General features: G+C 41.3%; 18 protein-coding genes. 14 read left to right on the top strand and 4 right to left on the bottom strand.

The annotated features are described in order from the left end of the window. Positions 1–40 precede the first annotated feature (40 nt). The 14 genes from FC093_RS12400 to FC093_RS12335 all read left to right on the top strand — a co-directional run bounded on the left by FC093_RS12400 (position 41) and on the right by FC093_RS12335 (position 17,414). Positions 41–2,407 (top strand): helix-turn-helix transcriptional regulator, encoded by a 2,367-nt coding sequence (locus FC093_RS12400; RefSeq protein WP_170971075.1) that lies wholly within the window; start codon positions 41–43, stop codon positions 2,405–2,407. 87 nt (positions 2,408–2,494) lie between these two features. Then, the gene (locus tag FC093_RS12395; RefSeq protein WP_137262110.1) at positions 2,495–2,767 is read left to right on the top strand and encodes a DUF4242 domain-containing protein; all 273 of its coding nucleotides are present in this window, start codon (positions 2,495–2,497) and stop codon (positions 2,765–2,767) included. 665 nt (positions 2,768–3,432) lie between these two features. Continuing rightward, complete coding sequence (locus tag FC093_RS12390) at positions 3,433–4,011, top strand: Crp/Fnr family transcriptional regulator (RefSeq protein WP_137262109.1); 579 nt, start codon at positions 3,433–3,435, stop codon at positions 4,009–4,011. A 96-nt stretch (positions 4,012–4,107) separates the two neighbouring features. Further along, a complete protein-coding gene (locus FC093_RS12385; RefSeq protein ID WP_137262108.1) occupies positions 4,108–4,596 on the top strand; it encodes a DoxX family protein in 489 nt (162 codons plus the stop codon). Positions 4,597–4,661: 65 nt separating this feature from the next. Beyond that, a complete protein-coding gene (locus FC093_RS12380) occupies positions 4,662–5,615 on the top strand; it encodes a ring-cleaving dioxygenase (RefSeq protein WP_137262107.1) in 954 nt (317 codons plus the stop codon). 213 nt (positions 5,616–5,828) lie between these two features. After that, positions 5,829–6,461 (top strand): alpha/beta hydrolase, encoded by a 633-nt coding sequence (locus FC093_RS12375; protein WP_137262106.1) that lies wholly within the window; start codon positions 5,829–5,831, stop codon positions 6,459–6,461. A gap of 16 nt (positions 6,462–6,477) precedes the next feature. Next, entirely contained in the window at positions 6,478–7,188 is a 711-nt protein-coding gene (locus FC093_RS12370) for a pirin family protein (RefSeq protein ID WP_137262105.1), read from the top strand. A gap of 121 nt (positions 7,189–7,309) precedes the next feature. Beyond that, complete coding sequence (locus tag FC093_RS12365; protein ID WP_137262104.1) at positions 7,310–7,588, top strand: SelT/SelW/SelH family protein; 279 nt, start codon at positions 7,310–7,312, stop codon at positions 7,586–7,588. 134 nt (positions 7,589–7,722) lie between these two features. After that, positions 7,723–9,066 (top strand): TolC family protein, encoded by a 1,344-nt coding sequence (locus FC093_RS12360; RefSeq protein ID WP_137262103.1) that lies wholly within the window; start codon positions 7,723–7,725, stop codon positions 9,064–9,066. Beyond that, on the top strand, positions 9,063–9,995 hold the full coding sequence (locus FC093_RS12355) for an efflux RND transporter periplasmic adaptor subunit (protein WP_137262102.1): 933 nt from the start codon (positions 9,063–9,065) through the stop codon (positions 9,993–9,995). The genes FC093_RS12360 and FC093_RS12355 overlap by 4 nt, the downstream gene beginning before the upstream one ends. Before the next feature lie 89 nt (positions 9,996–10,084). Continuing rightward, positions 10,085–13,108 (top strand): efflux RND transporter permease subunit, encoded by a 3,024-nt coding sequence (locus FC093_RS12350; protein ID WP_137262101.1) that lies wholly within the window; start codon positions 10,085–10,087, stop codon positions 13,106–13,108. Between the two features lie 240 nt (positions 13,109–13,348). Next, positions 13,349–14,596: an arsenic transporter gene (locus tag FC093_RS12345; protein WP_137262100.1), complete on the top strand. Its 1,248-nt coding sequence runs from the start codon at positions 13,349–13,351 to the stop codon at positions 14,594–14,596. 508 nt (positions 14,597–15,104) lie between these two features. Then, positions 15,105–15,626, top strand: coding sequence for a gluconate 2-dehydrogenase subunit 3 family protein (locus FC093_RS12340; protein WP_137262099.1), 522 nt, complete (start codon positions 15,105–15,107; stop codon positions 15,624–15,626). 78 nt (positions 15,627–15,704) lie between these two features. Then, positions 15,705–17,414: a GMC oxidoreductase gene (locus tag FC093_RS12335; protein WP_137262098.1), complete on the top strand. Its 1,710-nt coding sequence runs from the start codon at positions 15,705–15,707 to the stop codon at positions 17,412–17,414. A 118-nt stretch (positions 17,415–17,532) separates the two neighbouring features. Here the strand turns inward: FC093_RS12335 and FC093_RS12330 are convergent, their stop codons facing one another. From FC093_RS12330 to FC093_RS12315, 4 genes are all read right to left on the bottom strand, one after another. Then, the gene (locus FC093_RS12330; RefSeq protein WP_170971074.1) at positions 17,533–19,536 is read right to left on the bottom strand and encodes a T9SS type A sorting domain-containing protein; all 2,004 of its coding nucleotides are present in this window, start codon (positions 19,534–19,536) and stop codon (positions 17,533–17,535) included. 735 nt (positions 19,537–20,271) lie between these two features. Beyond that, positions 20,272–22,341: a choice-of-anchor X domain-containing protein gene (locus FC093_RS12325; RefSeq protein ID WP_137262096.1), complete on the bottom strand. Its 2,070-nt coding sequence runs from the start codon at positions 22,339–22,341 to the stop codon at positions 20,272–20,274. Positions 22,342–22,838: 497 nt separating this feature from the next. Beyond that, entirely contained in the window at positions 22,839–24,077 is a 1,239-nt protein-coding gene (locus FC093_RS12320) for a T9SS type A sorting domain-containing protein (protein ID WP_137262095.1), read from the bottom strand. Positions 24,078–24,150: 73 nt separating this feature from the next. Then, positions 24,151–26,104 (bottom strand): choice-of-anchor X domain-containing protein (locus FC093_RS12315; protein ID WP_170971073.1); only part of this gene is annotated, 1,954 nt, incomplete at its 5' end.

The raw sequence follows: 26,104 nt of genomic DNA, 5'->3' as shown, positions 1-26,104 counted from the left end.
TGCTTTGTTTACACCACGTACCTTAGCACCTTTGTATGATGTGCTCTGGCAGGTTAATAAAGAACGCTGGTCTGTGCCTCCTTCCAATAAAGAACGTTCTGTACTGTTTGCAAATTTTTTCCAGGAGTTACGAACAAGAAACGACAAGCTGTTAATTGTGTTTGAAGACATTCACTGGGCCGATGAAGGAACGCTTGACTTTATCAAGTTTTTTGTACGGCGGATAGATCAACTGCCCTGTCTTTTCATTCTTACGTACCGCGACAATGAAATTTATTCAAATCATCCGCTTCGAAATGTATTAGGTCAACTGCCGCCGGATTCATTTACAAAACTGATGGTAACGCCATTATCAAAACAGGCAGTTGTGGAGATGGCAACAGAAAAGGGTTATAACGGTGAAGATGTTTACAGCATATCAGGAGGCAATCCATTTTATGTAAATGAGATTTTGGCAAGTTACAGCCCCGGTGTGCCTGATAATATTAAAGATTCTATACTTTCTGTTTATGAACGTCAGAGAGAAGGGACAAAAAATGCCTGGCAAATATGGTCGGTTATGCCGGAAGGACTGGAAGTTGACCGCGTTGCTAAGATAAAATTGTCGTGGGATATAAATCATTGTTTTGCAATCGGCGTCATCATTGTACAAAATGATATAGTCGTTTTTAAACATGAGTTATACCGCAGAACAATTGAAGAATCCCTTTCGCCACTTAAGCGGATTGAGCTGAATAAAATGATACTTGAACTTTTCTTAGAAGATTTTGAAGAAAAGGGTGAGATAGAGCGGATATTGCATTATGCTAAAAATGCCGGTGAAAAAAAACTAGTGGTCAAATATGCACCACTGGTTGCAAGGAAAGCTGCGTTAACAGGTGCACACAAGGAAGCATCAAAATTATTTCGCACCGCCATTGAATATTTTCAGGGGGGTGATACAAACCAATTGGCGGAACTTTATGAAGCGTATGCCTATGAGTGCTATCTCAGCAATGGGATAAAGGAAGCCATCCATTTTACAGAAAAAGTTTTAAACCTCAGGGAAGAGAAAGCCGATATAGAAAAAACCGGAGACAGCCTGCGCTTTTTGTCGCGCCTGTGGTGGTTTGATGGCGACAGGAAGAATGTGGAGAACTTTGCGCAACGGGCTATTGACCTGCTGAAGGACCAACCGGCTTCACCAACAAAGGCAATGGCATTTAGTAATATGTCCCAATTAAAAATGCTTTCCGATGAACCGGCTGAATGTATTTTGTGGGGAGAGAAGGCTATTGAGATGGCAAAGGAGTTGGACAATGAAGAAATTCTCTCTCATGCATTGAATAATATGGGCGCAGTACAAATGGTTATCCCTTCATCCAGGCAAAAAGGTGTAGCAATGTTGCAGCAAAGCCTGGAAATGGCAGTAAAGAATTCTTATCATGAACATGCTGCACGTGCCTATACGAACCTGGCGAACGGTTCAGTAAAAATAAAAAACTATGTTTTTGCAGAGAAGGTATTGGAAGAAGGTATCCGTTACTGTGAAGAGAGGCACTTGGATACCTGGACCGCTTATATGTTATCATGGAAAGCAAGGCTGGAACTTGATAAGGGTAATTGGACGGAGGCATGGAACATGGCAGATAACCTTCTTAAAAATGAGGCTCAGCCAGCCATTATTAAGATTACTGCACTGATTGTGTTGGCAAAGATAATAATGAGGAGAGGAAAAGATGCACTTACGCTTTTGCAGGAAGCAAAAACAATGGCTTTTGAAACGATGGAACTGCAAAGGGTTATTCCTGCAATGGTTGCTTTACTGGAATATGAATGGCTTACAGGGAAAACGATTATTGAAAAAGATGATATAGAACAGACATCTGTGTTCATGCAACGTGCTGGTATTGACTCAGAAAAGGCTGAATTCCTATTTTGGATGAGGAAAGCAGGCAGGCATTATGTTTCACCTGAAGAAATTGCCGAAGAGTATGATATAAGCAGTGCAGCAAAGGCTTTGAAAGCTGCAGCTTTTTGGGAAAAACGGGGCTGCCCTTACGAGCAGTTGCTCTTTTTGTTTGAAGGGAAAGATGATGATAAAAGAAAGTCCATTACAATGGCTCAGGATTTGGGTGCCACAGCGGCATACGAAAAATTGAAACAGGAGATGAGGAATTCGGGTATTAAAAACATTCCCCGCGGCATAAGGGCTTCAACCCGTTCAAATGCTGCCTTATTAACTGGCAGGGAAATGGATATTTTACAGTTGCTGAAAGAAGAACTGCACAATAAAGAGATTGCTGCGCAATTATATATTTCTGCAAAAACGGTTGACCATCATATTTCGAGCATTCTGTTTAAATTGGATGCAGACTCCCGCTCTAAAGCAGTTACCGAGGCTGTTCGATTGGGCATTCTAAAATAGGGATATCGCTGTGTAAATTGGGGAACAACTTGCATTTGCGCCTGTAATGCTCAAAATACTTTTGTATCCTACTTAAAAAATTATACAATGAAAAAATTTATTATTGAAAGAGAACTGCCCGGAGCAGGAAATTTGACTGCAGAAGAATTGCAGGCTATTTCAAAGACTTCCGTCTCCGTAATCTCTGTATTAGGAAAGCCCTACAAATGGGTTGAATCTTATGTTACCCAAAATAAAATTTATTGCGTTCACGAAGCAGAAAGTGAAGATGTTATCAGAGAGCATTCAAATTGTGCAGATTTTCCCGTGAATGGGATTGAAGAAATAAAAGTAATAATCAACCCTGCAACTGCCGGATGAAGTAAATTTAGGAAAAACTAATATTTTTCCTCCTTGTTATGCTGCAAGACTATGACTACTTAGAAGAAAAATTTCCCGAGAGGAATGCACATCTGCCTTTATAAAATGATGGTTTCAAAATTGAAAAAATAAAATCGGTTTTAAAATCAAGCACTTCAAGCACTTTAATAGGACTTGAACTTTTATCTTTTAAGTTTTGCAACTCACTTATGTTCTCTTTATTCATGAATTGAGCAACGATTGTTTTATCAGGCAGACAGTTTCAAAGAATCAATACCCAGATCAAGCATATTTGCAAGGCACACAAAGCTTAACCTTTCAAAATAGTCCGCCCCTGTGCCAACATTTCCAGGATGCTCTCCATTTTATTGGATTACTATATTCAATTCAGCATACAGAAACTAAGGGCGAACGTACAATACTCGGTTTGCTACTATGCTGGCAGACAGAATAACAATCGGATAATGTACTGCTACCAGCTATTATCTGGCTTCACAATCAATTTTTAACTTTTGTAGTTACTTTCATCATTAGTCTTTTCACCAACTTAAGTTGCCAGTCTGACATTTATAATATTTCAGCACAGCAGCAGGACTCCAACGTAAGCACCTATTATTTTACACTACACCATTATCGGTTATATTTGCTGCATACGTGCCCGTTTTATGTTTGAATTGCTGTTTCAAAATATCAATAAAAAAGTAATCTTAAGCGAAGATGAAAAACGACTCATTCAAACATTTTTTACCACCAAAAACCTCCGCAAAAAACAATACTTATTACAGGAAGGTGAGGTGTGTAAATACACCGCTTTTGTAAACAAAGGCATTCTCCGCTCTTATACGATTGATGAAAAAGGTAGCGAGCACATCATTCAGTTTGCGCTGGAAGACTGGTGGATAGCCGATATTTACAGCTTTCTTACCGGCGAGCTTTCTACCTGCAATATTGATGCGCTGGAGGATGCAGAACTGCTGCTGATAACCAAAGCTGCACAAGACGAGATGGTGTTGCAGGTCCCTAAAATGGAGCGTTATTTACGGCTGCTGATGCAAAACAGTCTGATAGCCTTGCAGCGGCGCATCATCAGTTCACTCAACTATACTGCCGAAGATAAGTACCTGCAGTTGCTGGCTGTTAGTCCTACCATCGTGCAGCGTGTGCCGCAACATTATATTGCTTCATACCTCGGCATCACGCCCGAAACACTGAGCCGTATCCGCAGGCAAATGGCATTTCGCTAAGCTTTTTCTTGATGTATATCAAGACTATTTCTTATCTTACCTCAATGGCAAAGGCTATAGTGCCATATTAGCTTTGTGAAACAAAAACAAAGCAATATGAACAAGCTGATAGCAACAAACAAAAACAACTGGACTGCACTAATAGCAAGACTCGCACTGGGCGTTACTTTATTTCCGCATGGCGCACAAAAGCTGCTGGGCTGGTTTGGTGGATATGGCTTTACCGGCACTATGGGCTTTTTGACCGGGCAGGCACATCTGCCTTACATGGTAGCCCTGCTGGTTATACTTATTGAGAGTGTGGGTGCTGTATTGTTGATAGCAGGCCTCTTTACCAGATTGGCGGCCTTTGGTGTGATAGTTAATTTTATAGGTGTAGTTGCCACATCAATCATTAACAATGGCTTCTTTATGAACTGGTATATGGAGCCTAATAAAGGTGAAGGATTGGAATACTTCATTTTACTCTTTGGTTTAGCCTTTGTATCGCTGATAGCCGGTGGGGGCAAATGGAGCATTGATGCGGCTTTTGCATCTTCATCCGTAAAAAAGGAGACATCTTCTTACGCTTATCAGGCTGCCTAAGATTGACTAACCTTCATCAGATTACTACATAGTACGGTCATTTTATAACGATTAATTTTAGCAATATGTCCCAATTAATTACAGGCATTCATCACATTACGGCAATAGCCGGTGATGCTCAAAAAAATATAGATTTTTATGCAGGTATCTTAGGCCTGCGGCTGGTAAAGAAAACGGTAAACTTTGATGCACTGGAAGTATATCATTTTTATTATGGCAATGAACAAGGTTTACCCGGCAGTATTCTTACGTTTTTTCCATACGGCAACATACAAAATGGTCGCCACGGCAAAGGCATGTTGAATACAACTACGTTTTCGGTTCCAACAGCAAGCTTGGCTTACTGGCAACAGCGTTTAAAAAAATTCAACATCAACTACAAGCCTGCACAGGAACGCTTTGGCAGCGAGGTGGTTATTTATTTTGAAGATATGGATGGCTTAGGCTTAGAATTGGTGTTTAATGATACAGATAAACGTCCGGGCTATGCGCACGGGCCTGTTCCTGCCGAATACGCCATCAAGGGCTTTTACAATGCAGAAATCTGGGCTGAAGGTTACGAGCGCACCGCTGGTTTACTCACCGAGCAAATGGATCATCAACTGATAGCAGAAAAAGGAAACCGTTTTCGTTTTGCAGCAACCAATACACCCGGTAATTATATAGATATTTTGTGTACGCCTGATAGCTTGCGCGGATTGGGCGGTAATGGCACCGTGCATCACATTGCTTTTGCTACACCAGACTCCAATACACAGGAGCAGGCAAGAATAAAGATTGCACAACGCATGTTGAATCCAACACCGGTGCTCGACAGGCAATATTTTACTTCTGTTTATTTCCGCGAACCGGGTGGTGTATTGTTTGAAATTGCTACGGCAGGCCCCGGCTTTGCAGTTGATGAAGAACTGCAGCATTTGGGCGAAGCGCTCAAACTGCCCCCACAATATGAGCCTTACCGCACCGAGATAGAAAAAATAGTAGCGCCGGTAAGCTTTAATGTAGAAAATTATAAATAATAGAGCACGAATTATTCAAATACGAATTGCACTAATTACACGAATTCTATAGCACACGGATGCCTGTCGACAGACATGGATGACGCCGCTGCGGCACGGATAGGAAAAGATTTGTTAAGTGAATGAATCAGTTTAATCAGTAAATATCGGTTCAGTCATTATCTAAAATAATTCGTGCAATTCGTAAGGTATTCATGTTAAAAACTTAGTGTCATGCACACAAAAAATATTATAACCGCAGGCGTTGATGTATCGTCAGCAAACAAAGCTTTGATTATGCTGCACGGGCGCGGTGCACATGCGCAGGATATACTTTCATTGGCTGATTATCTGGATGTAAAAGATTTTGCACTGGTAGCTCCGCAGGCTACCAATAATACCTGGTATCCTTATTCCTTTTTAGCACCACCGGCACAAAATGAACCCTGGTTATCATCGGCTTTGAATATAGTAAAGGAAGCCGTTGCATATCTTAATAATAAAGGCATTGCTAACGAACAAATTTACTTATTAGGCTTCTCGCAAGGCGCTTGTTTGACATTGGAATTTGCAGCAAGAAACGCTACAAAATATGGCGGCATTATTGCGTTTACCGGCGGGCTGATTGGCGATAACATTTACCCTCAAAACTATGCAGGCAACTTTGCCGGAACACCCGTTTTTATTGGCAGCAGCAACCCCGACTTTCATGTGCCGGTAGAAAGAGTATATGCAACTACCAACATCTTAAAAAACATGGGTGCAGTAGTTACAGAAGAGATTTACAACAATATGGGGCACACCATTAATGAAGATGAATTGCGCCATGCGAATGTTATTTTACGAGGACTTCCTGCTCACCAATAAATAAAACACCACCACTATGCAAACACAATTCTTTGCTGCATCCGAACGCGGCATAAAAGACCAGGGCTGGTTGAGAAGCAACTTTCATTTTAGTTTCAGCGATTATTCCAATCCGTCAAAAAGTGCCTTTGGTACGCTCATTACATTTAATGATGATTACCTGCAGCCGGGCAAAGGCTTTGGCATTCATCCGCATGTGAATATGGAAATTATTTCAGTATTGTTGAAGGGCAAGATGAACCATAAAGATACACTTGGCTACAGTACAATAATTGAAGAAGGTGGTGTGCAGATAATGAGTGCCGGCAGTGGCTTGCGACATGAAGAATACAATGTAGGAGAAGAAGAAGTGAATTTTTTGCAAATATGGATTCAACCAAAACTACAGAACATCGCACCACGTTATCAGTTCCGCAGTTTTCCGCTGGAGAAAAGGAAAAATAAATTGACCACCATTGTATCTGGTGAAGAAGGGTTGGCGCATTGCTGGATTAACCAAAATGCAAGGCTTTCATTAGCGCATTTTGAAGGCAATACAGTAGATTATACTTTCAATCCGCTGAATAAATGCTTGTTCATTCATACGATAGAAGGCTGCATTCGCATTGGCAATAACACGCTTCAAAAAGGCGATGCACTGGGTGTTTGGGATACTGCATCTATATATGTCGAATGCCTGGAGGAAGCCCAGTTTTTGATTATTGAAACGGTGATTAATCAGAAATAAAAAGGGAAAAAACGTAGTTCATTAACCAATACAAGGACTGGTGTTTATGCAACGTTTATAACTTAATGCGCTATTCTGCCATATAAAAGCTGATATTTGTTGTGCAAATATTGGTCATCAAATGAAGCCCCTTGTTATCATTGAATATTGCCCGAAATGCGGTTGGTTGTTGCGTGCAGCTTACATGGCGCAGGAGCTATTAACCACATTTTCCGAAGACTTGAAAGGCGTTTCTTTACAGCCGGCCGAAGTAAGCGGCCGCTATACCATTTACATCAATGAAGAGAAGGTTTTCGATAGAAAAGAACAGGGCAGATTTCCTGAAATTAAAGAGTTAAAACAACTGATAAGAGATAAGATAAATCCTGAGAAGCACCTCGGTCATTCCGATAAACAATAAGCTTTGAAAAATAGAAAAACCTGCAGCCGCTATTATGTTGCGGGTTTTTTATTACAAGCTTCCGTTAATTCAAAACAATACAACAGAAAGCGTTTACTTTTATGGCTTCCACACAATAGCTTTGGCTTGAAGCAATGGAAAAAGTATTTACCGGAGATAAAAACAAGTGGTGCAATAATACTTGCAACAGCATTCTATTTTTTTTACATGAGCACGAAATATTTACCCTTTTCAATAGCTTAACTAAATGGTGCGTTGCTATCCTGATGTACCTATTGCCATTAGCAGTATATGCACAGGAAAAGAATTTAGATTACTACCTTAATCAGGGCGTACAAAATAGCCCTTTACTAAAAGAGAATGCCAATAATATTCTGCTGAACCATATAGACAGCTTACGCATTATTGCCAGCTATAAGCCACAGGTAAGCGGTATTAGCACCAACTATTATGCACCTACAATCAAAGGCTATGGCTACGACGAAGTAATTACCAACCTGCGCAACTTCAGCGAAACAATAAGTACTTCCAAGCAGTTGGTGAGTAAAAGAAATTTGCAAATACAGTTTAATGGCATTCAGTTGCTCAACGATTCCATTTCGATTGCAAGTAAAATAACCGGGCAGGATTTGCGACGAACTATCATTGCAGCATACATTGCTGCGTATGGAAGCTGGCGGCAATACACTTTTAATAAAGAAGTGTATGATTTATTGTCCAAGGAAGATACCATTCTTAAAAAGCTCACACGGGCAAGTGTATATCGGCAAACGGATTACCTTACTTTTTTAGTTACGTTACAACAGCAACATCTTGCTATTACACAGGCAAGAATGCAATATCAAAATGACTTTGCAACACTCAACTTTATCAGTGGTTTGTTTGATACTACTTTAACACCGCTGGATTCGCCACACATTGCGCTGGAGCAGTTACCCGAAATGAATACGTCTGTCTTTTATCAAAAATTTGGAATAGATAGTTTGTTATTGATAAATGCAGGTAAACAAATAGATATAGCTTACAAACCCAAAGTAAGTCTTGGTGCCGATGCAGGCTATGTATCATCGTTAGCATACTTGCCTTATAAAAATTTTGGTGCAAGTGCCAGCATGAATATTATAGTACCTATTTACGATGGCAAGCAGCGTAAGTTATTACATAAAAGGCTGAACATTTTAGAACAAACAAGAGTAAACTACCGTGACTTCTTTATCACACAATACAACCAACAAATTGCTCAGCTTACACAGCAATTGCAGATGACAGGACAACTTATTAATGAAACAAATAATCAATTAAAATACGTGCGCGGATTAATACAGGCAAATAGTAAGTTATTAGCAACCGGCGATGTGCATATTGCCGATTACATCATTGCCATCAACAATTATTTAAACACACAAAATGTGATAACGCAAAATGTGGTAAATCAATTACAAATCATTACCCAAATCAATTACTGGAACAAACGATGAATAAATATGTAAGTCTTGTTACGATATTCCTGCTTGCCTGTATAATGCAGTCGTGCAAAAATGCTACTGCTGATGACAGCGGGGAAGAGTCCTCACCGGAAGATATTGTAACGCCCGTAACTATTACCCATCCTATGCATGAAAACATAAGTGAAACGGTAGAAGTCAATGCTGTTTCATCGTTTCTATTAAAGACGTATGTAAAAGCTAATGCGGTGGGTTACTTGCAATCAGCCAACGCGCATATTGGGCAGTATGTAAGCAAAGGACAAACGCTGTTTACCATCAAAACAAAAGAGGCAGAAGCACTCGGCAACACCATCAATAGCATCGATACATCCCTACATTTTGAAGGTATTGTGCGCGTGAAAGCGCCGGGCAGCGGCTACATTACACAGCTTACTTATACGGCAGGCAACTACGTACAGGATGGTGAGCAACTTGCCGAAATAAGCGACAACAACAGCTTTGCTTTTTTATTGGATTTACCTTATGAATTGAAGCCTTATTTATCACTCAACCATGCCGTACAATTGCGCTTGCCCGATAGCACTGTGTTGCAGGGGTATATACAATCGGCTTTACCAACCGTAGATTCTATTGCACAAACACAGCGTCTCGTTGTTAAAGTAAATACTGCTAAACTGGTACCGGAAAATCTGGTAGCAAAGGTAAACCTGGTAAAAGCAGCAAAGCCATTCGCCACTATATTGCCCAAAGAAGCTGTATTGAGTAATGAAGAGCAAACGGAGTTTTGGATAATGCAGTTGATGAATGATTCTATTGCGATAAAGCTGCCTGTGCAAAAAGGTATAGAAAAGAATGATAAAGTGGAAATTATATCGCCGCCATTGAATGATTCAGCACGCATACTGCTTACCGGTAATTATGGTTTGGGCGATACAGCAAAGGTGAAAATGATGAGGTAATGTGCGAGTGATAAAACAGCAAAGACGCGAAGGTGCTAAGAAATATAAAACATAAAAAGCTTAGTGTCTTAGTGGCAAACAAATAAACCATGCGCAACTTTTTTGTTACCTATAAAAATCCGTTAACGGTCTTCATCGTTATCCTCATTTTAGGCGGTGCATTTGCCTATTCTAAAATGCAGACTTCTTTGTTTCCGGAGATTACTTTTCCAAAGATAAAAGTCATTGCTGATGCAGGTCAGCAGCCGGTAGATAAGATGATGATTACCGTAACCAGGCCATTAGAAAATGCTATTAAGCAAGTACCCGACTTAGAAACCATCCGCAGCACCACCAGCCGTGGCAGTTGCGAGTTATCTGCCTTTCTCAACTGGGATGCAAATGTAGATATCAGCCAGCAGCGCATTGAATCGAAGATTAACGAAATAAGAAACGATTTACCGCAAGGCGTGCAGATAACTGTGCAAAAAATGAATCCATCTATTCTGCCTGTTATCGGTTATTCATTGGAGAGCCAAGAGCGGTCACCGATAGCCATGAAACTGCTGGCAATGTACACCATCAAGCCGTTTTTATCGCAGGTAGCAGGTGTATCGGAAGTAAGGGTGATTGGTGGTAAAACCAAAGAATACTGGCTGGAATTAGATGTGCAAAAAATGAACAGGTTGGGCATTACGCCCAACTTTACCAGCACCGCTTTAAGTAACGCCAACTTTATTCAATCCAATGGTTATTTATCTGATTACCGGCTTATGTATTTAACCGTTACCGATGCTTCGGTACGCACCAAAGAGCAGTTGGAAAATGTAGTGATTAGCAATAACAGCAAGCGTATTGTGTTGCTTAAAGACATTGCAAAGGTGGAAATACAGGAAGCGAAAGAATATGTAAAAATCAATGCCAACGGGCACGAAGGCCTTCTGCTTGCCATTATTAAACAACCTGATGCCAACCTGATTGATGTATCTGAACAAATGGAACAAAAGGTAAAAGCCTTGCAAAACTTATTGCCAAAAGATGTAACCATCAAGCCTTACTATGTGCAAGCCAATTTTGTACAGAATACCATTAAAAGTGTTACTGATTGTTTATGGATTGGCTTGCTGTTAGCTATTGTTGTTGCCATTGTTTTTTTACGTTCTGTAAAAGCGAGTTCTGTTATATTGTTTACCATTCCGGTTACGCTGGCGCTTACGTTAATTGTGCTGTATGCCATTGGTCAAACGCTTAATATTATGACCTTGGGTGCTATTGCAGCAGCCATTGGTTTAATAATAGACGATGCCATTGTAGTGGTGGAACAAATCCATCGCACACATGAGGAACATCCCGAAGAGCCTTCTTTGGCGCTGGTACAAAAAGCCATTCGTTATTTGTTTCCGGCAATGGTGGGTTCTTCGTTAAGTACCATTGTTATTTTTCTGCCGTTCATGCTTATGTCGGGCGTTGCAGGTGCTTATTTTAAAGTAATGACCAACTCGATGATTATTACATTGGCGTGCTCGTTTTTTGTTACCTGGCTGTTGCTGCCGGTTATCTATTTATTGTTTTCAAAAAGGAATGGAAAAAGGATAAAAGTACATGAAGTAAAGAAACAAAAATGGGTAGAATTTTTTATTAAGAAGCCATACATCAGCTTTCTTATTATTGCTGCTTTGATAGTAGCTGCCATCCTTATTTTTCCCAACCTGCAAACCGGCTTTTTGCCGCAGATGGATGAAGGCAGTATTGTATTGGATTATACTTCTCCACCGGGCACATCCTTAGAAGAAACGGATCGTATGCTGCGCCAGGTAGAACAAATAATTGTGCACCACCCCGATGTACAGGCTTACTCGCGCCGAACCGGAACGCAGATGGGCTTTTTTATTACCGAACCTAATACCGGTGATTATTTGATTGAGTTAAAAAAGAACAGAAACAAAACTACTGATGAGGTGATTGACGATATACGTCAGCAAATAGAAAGTACGCAACCTGCCTTGCGTGTAGATTTTGGACAAGTTATTGGTGACATGCTCGGCGATTTAATGACTTCTGTTCAGCCGATAGAAATAAAGATTTTTGGCAACGACCAAAATACGTTGCAGCAGCTTTCAGCACAAGTTGCAGATATTGCAGAAAACGTACAAGGCACTGCCGATGTGTTTAACGGCATTACCATTGCCGGTCCTTCTATCAATGTAATTCCAAATGCTATTAATTTACAACAATACGGCATTACACCAGTCAATTTGCAATACCAGTTGCAAACTGCATTGGAAGGCAATATAGTGGGTAGTGTGTTTGACAAAAATGAAATGAGCAACATCCGCATGGTATATCCCGGCAATCGAACATTGACTTTGAATGAAATTAAAAATCTACAGGTGTTCTTGCCCAACGGTCAACTGCAACCTATTGGCTCTTTGGTGGATGTACATGTTATGCCCGGCACCGCCGAAATACAACGGCAGGATATGCAATCAATGGGCGTTGTAACAGCGCGGCTTGAAAATCGCGACCTCGGCAGCACTGTGCAGGATATACAACAGCAGGTAGCTGCCAAGGTGCATTTGCCACCAGGCTATACCATCGAATATGGTGGCGATTATGCCAGCCAGCAACAATCGTTTAATGAACTGTTGCTGATATTGATAAGCGGCGCGTTGCTGGTGTTTGGCGTAATTCTTTTCCTGTTTAAAGATTACCTCATTGCATTAGCCATTTTGCTGATTGCTACGTTAGGTGCTGCCGGCAGTTTTTTAGGATTGTATATCACTGGCACCGAGTTGAATGTAGGCAGCTATACCGGCATTATTATGATTGTGGGTATTGTTGGCGAAAATGCCATTTTTACTTTCCTGCAATTTCGTGAACAATGGTTGCAAACCGGTAACGTTACAGGTGCAGTCATTTATTCTATTTCTACAAGGTTGCGCCCTAAATTAATGACTGCATTGGGGGCTATTATTGCCTTGATGCCCATTGCCTTGGGCATTGGTACCGGTGCACAAATGCACCAGCCGCTTGCCATTGCAGTAATCGGTGGCTTTATTGTAGCTATGCCATTGTTATTAATTGTATTACCAACATTTATCCGGTTGATTTATAAAAGAAACAATACAGTTTAACCGCTTTCTGCATGAAGAAGGATTAATCTTCATTACATCGCTGCTTTATTATTCAGAAACAATTATTTGAACCGCTAAGACGCAGGGGGAGCAAAGTTTTACAAAGAGGAACAGAGAATATACTTTGTATAACTTCTCTCGCTGAAGCTTTTTCAGTTAAGCAATATATCCTGCTCACAGCTTTTATAAGGCTACCAAATTGAACCTGGTATGACCTACATTTACGCCCCAAAATCAGGTATGGCTCATACAAGCATTTGGATCATTTCACTGTTAGCTATAACGGGTGTAATTATCCGTCCGTTTAAAACACCCGAAGCAGTGTGGGCTGTAAGTGGCGCCATTTTGCTGGTTTTGTTTGGGTTGATAGTACCTGCTGAAGGTTTGTCCGGTATCTCCAAAGGCATGGATGTGTACCTGTTTTTAACGGGCATGATGCTGCTTGCCGAAAGTGCACGGGAAGAAAAATTATTTGACTGGCTGGCGGCGCATGCTACTGCACTTGCCAAGGGCTCGGCAACCAGGCTTTTTCTGCTGATTTATGTAGTTGGGGTAATAGTTACTACTTTCTTATCTAACGATGCTACGGCAGTGGTGCTTACGCCTGCAGTTGCGGCTGCTGTAAAAGCAGCAAAAGCACCCAAGCCACTTCCGTATTTGCTGATCTGCGCTTTTGTTGCCAATGCAGCTTCTTTTGTACTGCCCATTTCCAATCCTGCCAACCTGGTAATATACGGAACACACATGCCGCCATTGTTTCGGTGGTTGCAGCAATATCTTGTGCCTTCTTTTTTTGCTATTATAATAACCTTTTTAATGCTACGTCTTACCCAGCGGAAAGCGTTACAACAAGCAATAGCAACTACGATACCTGTACCAAAGCTTTCGCAGGGCGGCAAAACAGCTATGCTGGGTATCGCAGCAACTGCCATAGTTTTGCTGGCTGCCTCAGCAATGGATATGCAGCTTGGCTTGCCCACAGCCATTACCGGCACATTAACTGCTGCTATTGTAATTATCCGCGCCAAAAAAAGTCCTCTAATTATTCTTAAAGGCGTTTCCTGGTCTGTTCTACCGCTTGTTGCAGGATTGTTTGTAATTGTAGAAGCGCTCAATAAAACCGGGCTGATACAAATGCTTACCAATATGCTGAATACCAGTGCTGCACATTCCGTAACAGGTACGGTTTGGGGCAGTGGTTGCATCACTGCTGTTGTGTGCAATTTGATGAATAACTTGCCGGCAGGCTTAATTGCGGGCAATGTGGTTCAGGCGGCACATGTACAAGAAGTAGTGAAAAGCGCCGTTTTAATTGGTGTTGATCTGGGTCCTAATCTTTCTATCACCGGCTCTTTGGCTACTATACTTTGGCTGGTGGCATTGCGGCGGGAAGGGCAAACTGTAAGTGCCTGGACTTTTTTAAAGTTGGGTGCCATCATTATGACAACAGCGTTGCTTGTTGCAATAGCATCGCTTTGGCTACTATAAATACACGGGAAGAAGTACTGTGTTGTTCAGAAAGTAATAATGAAGGTATGGAAGAATTAAATGCAGTAGTTGAAGCCATCAGTTTGTAAATCTTGTTCCCGTTTATTTATCCGATGGTGAAGGCACATTAACCTTTTTCAAAAAGTTCTCAAAAGATAAGTTTGAAGTAGTGGCAAAGTAGGACTGCAGCAGTAATCCATATATACTTCAGAACATAAGAAAACGCTTGGCGGCATTTTTCTTTTTAGGGGTGAACTGAAGAAGTACTATCGGGCTTTTGATGCGTCCCTTTCGCAACACCTTTTAGCATTGCAACTGGTTGAACGGTTAAGCGTTTAGGCGGGCAAGTTTTTTATTGCAGAGAAGTATAGAGAATACAAAGATGCTCCGGATTTCTTAAGGCGAACAGCCATAATACTCACTGGAGAAACTTGTTAATATTTAAAAAATACTTTTATGCGATAAAAAAATATCAATATTTTACCCCCGTTTTTTACAATTTTGATTTATGAACATCAACAGACGATCTGCCATTAAGCAATTTATTATTCTTTCTGCCGGCGTTGCTTTACTGCCTTCGTGCAAAAGCAATAAAAAGGTATCACTGTACAACAATATACTCATCAACGAAGACCAGCAGGCAATGCTTGCTGAAGTAGCGGAAACCATTTTGCCCACCACCGATACACCGGGCGCTAAAGACATATCGGCGCACCTTTTTGCGCTGCAAATGATGAATGATTGTTATAAGGCAGACGATAGAGAAAAGTTTGTGAAAGGTATGCAGCAGTTTGAAGAAAAAGTACAAAAAGAATACAGCAAAACTTTTGCGCAATGCACACCACAGGAGCGCCAGTCCATCGTTGCTGCTGCAGAGGCACACAAAGATGCCAAAGACGAAGCGCAATACTTTTACAACACATTGAAGCGGCTCACGGTGCAGGCATACACGGGTTCAAAATATTATCTTACCAATATTCAGGTATATAAATTAGTACCGGGCAAATACATCAGCAGCGTGGCAGTATAAAGCCATCAGCAATATCAGGGTCTCATCAGTTTATCTGCTATTAATAAATTCATTCACATTATCAGTATTATTTTATAAATGGGCTATACTAACGATTCTACTAAAAACAGAACATTCGATGCCATTGTCATCGGCTCGGGCATCAGCGGTGGCTGGGCAGCCAAAGAATTATGCGAAAAGGGTTTAAAAACATTGGTGCTGGAACGTGGCCGCAACGTACAGCACATCAAAGATTACCCAACTACCAACATGATGCCGTGGGAGTTTAAGCACCGCGGGCAAGTGCCGGTGGATATTACCGAGAAAAATCCGGTGGTTAGCCGTTGTTATGCTTTTCGCGAAGATGCAATGCACTTTTTTGTAAAAGACAACGATCATCCGTACATACAGGAGAAACCGTTTGACTGGATTCGCGGTTATCAGGTAGGTGGCAAGTCGCTGCTGTGGGCGCGCCAAACGCAACGCTGGAGCGACTTTGACTTTGAAGGCCCGGCCCGCGATGGCTTTGCGGTGGATTGGCCTATTCGCTACAAAGACATAGCGCCATGGTATAGCTATGTAGAAAAATTCGCCGGCATCAGTGGCAATAAAGATGGATTGGATATGCTGCCTGATGGTGAATTTTTGCCGCCCATAGAACTGAATGATGTAGAGAAATATTTTAAAGGCATTGTTGCAAAAAATTACACCGGAAGGCACGTGATATACGGGCGTTGCGCGCACCTCACCGAGCCTAAACAAATCCATTTCGACCAGGGCAGAGCGCAATGCCAAAATCGTACGCTGTGCCAGCGAGGATGCCCGTTTGGCGGCTATTTCAGCTCTAATGCTACCACGATTCCCTGGGCAATGAAAACCGGCAATATGAATTTGCGGCCGGATAGTGTGGTGCAGGAAATTATCTATGACGACACTAAAAACAAAGCAACCGGCGTACGCGTGATAGATGCGCATACGAAGGAGGTAACTGAGTATTATGCAAAAATTATTTTTGTAAATGCGGCCGCACTGAACACGAACCTGTTGCTGCTCAATTCTTCTTCGCGCCGCTTCCCAAATGGTTTAGGTAACGACAGTGGTGTATTGGGTAAATATGTTGCGTTTCATAATTACCGTGCGCACATCAATGCACAATGTGATGATTTTAAAAATGTAACCACCGAAGGTCGCCGCCCAACGAGTGCTTATATTCCGCGTTTCAGAAATGTGTATAAGCAGGAAACAGATTTCTTACGGGGTTATGCAGCCGGCTTTGGGGCCGGAAGATATAGCAACAGAAATACGGATGGCTTTGGTAAAAGCCTGAAAGAACAATTAGCTTCAAAAGAGTTAGGTCCCTGGCACGTAAACTCACACATGATGGGCGAAACAATACCTAAAGAAACCAATACTGTATCGCTAAGTAAAGATAAAAAAGATGAATGGGGAATGCCATTGCTCAACGTGAATATTGCTTATGACGATAATGATGAAAAGATGGTAAAAGATTTCCAGGAGCAAATGACGGAGATGTACACCAAAGCTGGCTTTACCAACATCAGGGTAGATGATAGCAAACAAGCACCGGGGCTGGATATTCATGAAATGGGCGGAGCGCGTATGGGCAACGATCCAAAAACATCGGTACTTAACAAATGGAACCAGATGCATGCGTGCAGCAATGTGTTTGTAACAGATGGTGCCTGCATGACTTCTACCTCCACACAAAATCCATCACTTACCTATATGGCGCTTACCGCAAGGGCAGCAGACTACGCTGTACAGCAGTTGAAAAAGATGGAGATATGATAGGTTACATGCTTCGGCAAGTCTTGAGCAAAACATAAAAAATAAGGGCTGTTCTTCTTTTGGAACAGCCCTTATTTTTTATGTTCTGTGTGCATCAATTCAGGCTAATGCTGCAGTTTTATCTTGCTACAATAAAGCGGAGTGAAGCCGGGTGTTGTTCATTGAGGATTTGCAACACATAAGCACCTGCTGTGAGCGTATGTACATCAAGTGTTTCTACCAGTACAGATGTATTTTTATACACTGTTTTGGTCTGTATCAGGCGTCCTTGCTGATCATAAATATTTAATACTGCTTTACCGCTAAGTTTATCGTTCAATGCTACATGCAGCACATCTGTGGTCGGATTTGGATATAAGCTAATGCGCTGATTGGTTATATTATCTTTAATGCTTAAGGCTGCCCCGCCTGAAGTAATAAAAGACATTTTATCGCCCTTTAATGTGTCCTTATTAATTAACGTTCCGGAATATTGCGGTCTGGAAAAGGCACTGCTGGCAACTGTCTTATTTCCATCAATGCTGGCTTTGTCCTCGTTATCCGCTCCGCCACAGGTAATACGTCCTAAATATTCATTGTCATCACTATAAATATTAATCACGCTTAAAAACGGCTTTTTCCAGTCATCATCCTCTGGTTTTCTATAGTCCGAATTGCCTACGTTGTCAAACGTACAATTAACAACGACTCCATCCTTAGCAAGCGACATTGGATTTGGACCATTTTTAAAGCTAGAGTTATTCGCAACATGTGGTCCACGTAAAGCAAGATCAGCAAAGTTGCTAAAATCGCAATTCTTTACGTTATCTGCCCAGGCTTGCTCTATATCAGTTCTGCCTGAAAAGGAGCTATTAATACAGTGGGTTGCACCTGCCAAACAAGTAGCTAAAGAACCGTTATCATTGTTTTTAAATTCCGATATAAACTTGCAACTATCTACTACTCCTATCATTAAATCGCTGGCATTATTAAAGTCAACTCTTGCGTTTGTAAACTGGCAGCTTTTAATGGAGGCAATCTGCGTACGGTTTGAAATGTGTATGTCTGCCACATAATCGCCGGTAATGTCTCTTTGTACCGTACTATTGTACATAAATACTTTCCTGCAGTCTTCAAAATGCAGTGCATCCTGCGCCTGATTATTAAACTGACAATTGGTAATTACAGCCAGACTATTATCCTCAACAGTAGAAGTAGAATAATGCACGCCAATTGACCCGCCATTGCAGACTAAGTTCATACAGTAAAAGGCCTGACTTCCTGTACGGGTACATTTAAAATAGGTTCCTTGGTCCTGATCTTTTGCGTATGTAAACGGTGCTCCGCCCCAGGCTTGACAATCTGCTATAACGCCCAATTTACAAGACTCCAGTCCTATCCCGTCCATTACCACACCAACAACTGAAACATCTTTAACGAGTGCAAACTTTGCATAGCTGATACCCAGGAACCTGCCATGATCCTCTGCCCAGGTATTATTTCCCGAAGGCGAGCCAGGCCAGGATTGATTTCTTTTATTGCCCCACAATTTTCCACCTAGCCAGATAACCGTATTATTATAGCTACCCTGCTCATATTCAAGCGACAAAAAACTGTATCTGCTAAAAGCATCCATTTTAATCGTAGCACCGTAAGCATACACCGTAAGATCTCTGTTTGGTATTGTTATGGTTGTAAGCTTGTGTACAAGAAAAGTTTTATTGGCAGGAAATATTACACCATAACGCGCATTATTGAATGCCCTTTCTATAGCCTCATCGTCCCAGGTTTCACCATCGCCTTTAGCACCATAATCCATTACGTTTACAAACATTGATGTATCAATTTCATCAAGTTTTGACTGAACAAGAACAGGATATGGACTGCCGTTTTCCGTAGTTAAATATTCATTCAAAGGAAAGACGGTTGTGTTTGTAACCTGCGCTTTTAATTCAATAAAAGTTACGGTAAAGAGCATTAGTAAAATAAATACGCGTAATGGCAAAAGCGCAATCCTAAGATCGGTTGCAGTATTATAAATGCGATTATTACTGTTGCTGTGCAACAAATTAACATTGGCGATCGTATCAGTTGTTCCGGATTTTACAGTTGGAAAAAATAAAAAAGTATAACTCCTCTTCATGTCTGATTGCATTTTTGTTTTAGATTGTAATTGAATTAAGTTTATAAATGTGGGTTCACAAAGCTTAAAAACGATTATCAGCAGTCACAAAACAGGCTAAAAATTCCGGATGATTTTGGTTGTATGTAGAACAATATTCCCACTGTTGCATTACTGTTGACTTTTTATTGGTTGGCGCGGCAAGAAACAAATATTGTGCCCTGCCTGATTTGTTGGCTTAAAAAGATCAAACTGGATTAATAATGAACAGAAGGGGGTAATTTTTTGTAAACTGCATATAGGAAAGAAGAGCCTACAGCTACATAAAAATCATAATTCGCGCTCATTTAGCGAACAATGGTTAGTTTGGTAATAGTTGGTCCAATAAGGACAATAAGAGTAAAAAACAATAGCGAGGAAGCAAAAAGGTACAAAAGCGGCATATATACCTAATCAAAAGCATTTGAAACGTATGAGCAGCTGGCGCTATTTATTCAAAAATAAAATTCCATTTCTCCCTGAGATGAAATGGAATTTACAGGTACTTACTTAAAAATAGTAAGGATAACAAAAACTAAAAAGCAGTTTAAAGCTTTAGAAAAACCAGAGCCGTAAAAGCTCAAAGAGTATAAATTATACAACATGTTTTTTACTATGTTATATATGCTGCTTTATACTCTTTGAGCTTTTGCGGCTCTGATAATTACTTTGTATTATCTATAAAAAATGCTCAGGTTAAGTGCTGTACTTATTTTATTAATCTACCATATTTATAGGTTGAAACAATAGTTCCGAACTAATGCTTAAAACAGAACCGCAGGTGGTGCTTACAAAACTTTTAAGGTTTTTTGCCCGCGCATTAAGATCGTTGAAGGTTCTCATGGCAGGATTGGTGGATGAAGGCCTTAATGCCGGGTCTTTCACGGTCATAAGATTATTGGTTGGATCATTATCAAAATCAATAGCACCCCCACTTCCTGCCGTGCCTGTTAAGAAGCCCGAAAGTTTTGCCTCCTTGCCAAAGAAAGCAGTATCAACATGCGTAAAATGAGTTTGTGTTTCACCCCCGTGGCAACCACCACAGGTAGCCAGCGAAAAATTGAATCTCGCGTCGTTATCTATTATAAAAGTAGAGCTATTACCTGAGCCTGTGCCATCCCAATGAAAGACATTCGGCGGATTACCTGTTGGTGGTCCTATTATTTCGGTTCCGCCACCTAAAAACGGAGCGCCCTGAAATTTTAAAGGTACTATATTTCTTTGTGCTTTAATGCCTTTTGCATGGTTATTTACATAAGCTACCATGCGCTGCACATCGGCATTGGCTACCTTCGCATTGTACTTATCTGCCGGGTTCTGCGCTACTGTAATTTCTTTAAGATTACCGCTTGCACTGTCTATAATAAACTCTCTGAATTCCCAATGCTTGGGAGTAGATGATAAGGTTACTTCGTTGGTACGTAGCTGGTCAAGTGAGCTTTGGTTAGGTTTGGAAGTATTGGTGCCGCATAAAGTAAACTGGTCTGTAATATTCTGAAGCGCCTGGTTGTACTGATTGCTGCCAAGTGCAAAGTTCTTCAGATTTACCCATTGCTGTGCCCAATTGTGCTGCGCCTCACAGGTATTTGGCATATTAACACCGTATTCAAAAATGACAGTCATTGGCAATGCACTTGAGCAATCGTCTTTTATCAATGTAAATATAAATCTCGCTTCACCACACGGCTTTTCCTTAAGTCCAAACCTCCTTCCGTCTCTCAAATCAAATCTGTTTACAATAGCAATCAGCTTAAAAGGGGCAAATCTCATATCCAGTTGCCCGTTAATTGCACCTGCATTTTTACTTTTAGTAACCCACGGATTTAGTATCTGGCTATTAATGAGTGTGCGGGCGGCTATTGTATCTCCATTGACCACCTGGGTAACAGTCCAACTGTTCAGCCAGTTCTTTACAAAGTTCGACACCCGTGCATTTGAGGCAATTTGACCAGGTCCTTTAGATGCTGCCTGTCGCATCAGGGTTCCAAATGTCCAGGGGCCGTTTACATTTCCTTTTTGGGTACAGTAGTTCCAGGTACGGGTGGGATCTTCCACAACAGCCAGGTTGGTAATTAAAATACTATTTTGCTTAATGGAGTCAAGAAGTGTTGGCTTGGTGGCGAGCGCAGTTACTCCGGAGGAAGCGCGGGCATTTGGAGAATTAAAAGTGCCTGAAACAGAGGAGGGAGTGGATTCGGAGGCAAAGTCAGCGCCAAGCGCATTAGTAAGTCCGGAGATGGAGACAGGTTCATTAGCATCGAACTGTGCGGTTTGAAAATCTTCTGCTGCATCAGGGTCCATGATCATTTGCCGGCGTACATAGCGGACGGGCTTATAGCCACTTGCCCGCATCTGCTTTGCCAGGCTGACAGCCTGTTTTCTGAATGCCTGTACATCGGCAGGTATTCTGGCAGTGTACAAGCCATCACCGGCTGTTTTATCCACGTCTTTTCCATCATCTCTGAGTACAATAGGAAAGCCGTTTTCAATGGTTATGAACTTCTTTGAATAGTTTTCCTTTGAATAAAAAGCCATCAGCAGCAAATGACTGTTATCTCCCTTGATGCGCTGTACCAGCACGTCCTCGGCAGCAGGCGGCACATCCAACTGCTGCAGGGCACCATCACCTCCGCTCTCCGCCATAAACGCCAGCAAAGCTTCATCTGTCAGCTCATTACTGTAAGATTGGGATGCAGTATCATAATCATCAAAATATCTCCACGATAAAAGTAAAATCACTGTAATCAGGGTGGAGACTACTACTAATGGTCTTTTTAGTGTTCTCATGGTGTATAGTCAAATTGTAAATAAATAAAACAAATCAATGTGGGATTACAGCAAGGTTGAAAGATAGCTTATTACAAAAATAAAATATTTTATAATTTTTTAATCTTTTGTAGGCACCTTTATTTGGCAATGTTGTACCGCACATGATGAAAATGTCAGCAGCAGCCGGCATTGATGATTTAAAAAATTACTGAATAATAAGTAGGTAAAAAGACACTGATTTCAAAAGAGAATAACAATGAAAACTATAGTGTAGTTTGTAAGTATTCTTCTATTGCGAAGCTCTTTTGTGAGCCCGCCGGAGAGGAGACGAACTCTTTTCTGCAATAGCAGATTATCCCTTTAGGTTGGCTGGCCTTAGAATGCAGCCGATACAATGATTCTTTAATGAACGCATTAAAAGTAAGAGAAGAAGCATTACAGAAAAGGAAGCAAGTCTCAGGACCTACTTTTATCCCATTTTCCCGGCTGCGCAGCGCAGCCGGGAAAATTTGTATTTATTCTTTTATAATTTTTTGATTGTATATTACTTCATTGTTTTGCATTATCTGTAAAATATAAACGCCTGGCTTTAGTTCTGTACCAAATTTTACAGTACTGCTACCTGTTATTTGAGTGGACAATAATTTACCCTGAACATCTATTACCCTGATTATTGACGGGGCGGCCGGCGAAATACTTAACGTAAACTCGTTGCTACTTGGGTTGGGAGACACGTGAACTGCAACGTTGGAAGCAATATGGGCAACTTTACCCTTATTTGCAGTAAAGGTTTGATAAACAAATCCACCTTTTGCGCTGCCCTGAACTACTTCTTTCACACCATCATCATTTAAGTCTACCCAACGGAGCGGGTTGTATGTATATTTATAAGCCGATACATCCTGGAAAACAGGTTTATCATCGCTGCCAGAACTGAATTGAGGTCTTACTTTGGTCCCAATATTCCTATAATAAGCAGTATTAATGAATAAATCAATCAGCCCGTCCTTGTTCCAATCTTCAAAAGAAACATTGTAAATGCCGCCTTGGGAGGATAAAGATTCGAACGGATTATCACGGTCTTCCATATGCTCAAACACAGGCTTATCAACAGTTCCAGTATTTTTAAAATAATTAAGATAACCCGCTTCATCTGCTATAAGGCAATCATAATCTCCATCAGCGTCAATATCTGCAAAAGCAGGATTAGCGACATCTGAAGTTGAAAATTTTACCATACTCAGCGGGTTAAATGCCGCCGACTGTTTTTGGAAATTCGGGTGGGTTGCGCTGCCTGTATTTTTGTAATACATAACAGCACCTGTAGTGCCTTCTCCTATAAAACAGTCGTAATCGCCATCGCCATCAATATCTACAAAATATGGAATAGAAAGTGTGTTGGCCTCCACTTTAGAGAGGGGATTGAACTGCCCGCTAACTGGTTTGAAAACAGGTTTTCTGTTGGTGCCATCATTACGATAGTAATAAATTTTTGAAACCTGACTGTTCGTATATTCTCCGCTAAAGCAGTCGAGATCACCATCGCCGTCGATATCTATAAAAAAAGGATGACTTTCGCGGTTTGAGGGAACAGCATAACTTTTCAAGGGATTAGCTTGCTCATTCACAAAAAAAGTTTTTTTCTGTTGAGCTGTAACCGGATTACTAAAAGCAGCCATCGCCAGCATCAGAACAGGTGTACATATTTTAGCAACCTGGTAATTATTCCCTTGATACATCTGGTATAATTTCATACAATGAAATTTAAAATTTTTAAACAAATGCGCTATTTCAATACTTTAATTCTCAGTTCTGCACCATCCTTTATCAATGTACCATATTGGTAGGTTCAAACATTAACTGCGAACTGATGCTTAAAACTGTACCGCAAGTGGTACTTACAAAACTTTTCAAACTACTTGCGCGCCTTTTAATGTCATTAAACGTTCTTAGCTTCGGGCTGGTTTCCGAAGGTCTTAATGCAGCATCTTTGATGGTCATTTTACTATTTGTTGAATTTCCATCAAAATCAATAGCACCCCCGGTTCCTGCCGTACCAGTTAAGAAACCGGAAAGTCCTGCTTCCTTGCCAAAGAAAGCGGTATCAACATGCGTAAATCCGGTTTGCGTTTCGCCTGCATGGCAACCGCCACAGGTTTCCAGCGAAAAATTTGCTCTCGCATCATTATCCACAATAAAGGTAGCTTTATTGGTTGAGTCGGTTCCATCATAATGGAATACGTTGGGCGGATTGCCTGTTGGCGGTCCGATTATATGAGAGTTTGCCCCTAAGAACGGGAACCCTTTCCACGTTAAAGGCACAATATGCTTTCCTGCTTTAATATCCTTTCTGTTTTGATTTACGTAATTGGCCATACGCTGTACGTCGGGATTAACAATTTTTAAATTGTATTTATCTGCCGGCGTTTGCGCTACAGTAGATTGTACAAGATTACCTGTAGTGCTATTTATAATAAACTCTCTGAATTCCCACTGTTTGGGTGCGGGCGATAAGGTTACTTCGTTGGTACGCAACTGATTAAGCGAGCTTTGGTTGGGTTTGGAAGTATTCGTTCCGCACAAGCTATACTGATCTGTAATATTCTGAAGCGCCTGATTATATTCGCTACTGCCAAGCGTAAGGTTTTTTAGATCTACCCATTGTTGTGCCCAGGCCTTTTTGTCTTCACAGGTATTTGGTTTATTAACGCCATATTCAAAAATAATGGTCATTGGTAATGACTTTGTACAGTCATTTTTTATCAAAGAAAATACAAACCGGGCTTCGCCGAGCGGGCTTCCGGGAACCCCATTTTTTTGTCCGTCTCTCAAATCAAATCTGTTTACAATAGCAATCAGTTTAAAAGGAGCAAACCTCATGTCCAACTGTCCGCCGGTCGCACCTGCATTTTTACTCTTAGTAATCCAGGGATTTATTATCTGATTGTTAATGAGTGTGCGAGCAAATGAGCTATCTCCATTGATCACTTGAGTAACAGTCCAACTGTTCAGCCAATTCCTCACAAAGTCGGACACTTGCGCATCCGTAGCAATCTGGAGCGGATCTTTGGATGCCAGTTGACGCATTAAAGTGCCAAATGTCCATGGACCATTTACATTGCCTGTTTGATCACAATAGTTCCAGGTACGTGTAGGGTCTTCCACAACAGCCAGGTTGGTGATAAAGACACTGTTTTGTTTAATCGAATCCAGCGTAGTTGGTGTAGTAGCAAGGGCTGTTACAGCAGTACGAGACGTTTCGCCGGATGAGGGAGTTGATTCGGAGGCAAAGTCAGCGCCAAGCGCATTGGTAAGTCCGGAGATGGAGACAGGTTCATTAGCATCGAACTGTGCAGTTTGAAAATCTTCTGCTGCATCAGGGTCCATGATCATTTGCCGGCGTACATAGCGGACGGGCTTATAGCCACTTGCCCGCATCTGCTTTGCCAGGCTGACAGCCTGTTTTCTGAATGCCTGTACATCGGCAGGTATTCTGGCAGTGTACAAGCCATCACCGGCTGTTTTATCCACGTCTTTTCCATCATCTCTGAGTACAATAGGAAAGCCGTTTTCAATGGTTATGAACTTCTTTGAATAGTTTTCCTTTGAATAAAAAGCCATCAGCAGCAAATGACTGTTATCTCCCTTGATGCGCTGTACCAGCACGTCCTCGGCAGCAGGCGGCACATCCAACTGCTGCAGGGCACCATCACCTCCGCTCTCCGCCATAAACGCCAGCAAAGCTTCATCTGTCAGCTCATTACTGTAAGATTGGGATGCG

This window comes from Ilyomonas limi (assembly GCF_005233845.1).
GTDB lineage: Bacteria > Bacteroidota > Bacteroidia > Chitinophagales > Chitinophagaceae > Ilyomonas > Ilyomonas limi.
This window is presented reverse-complemented; position numbering and strand designations above follow the sequence as displayed.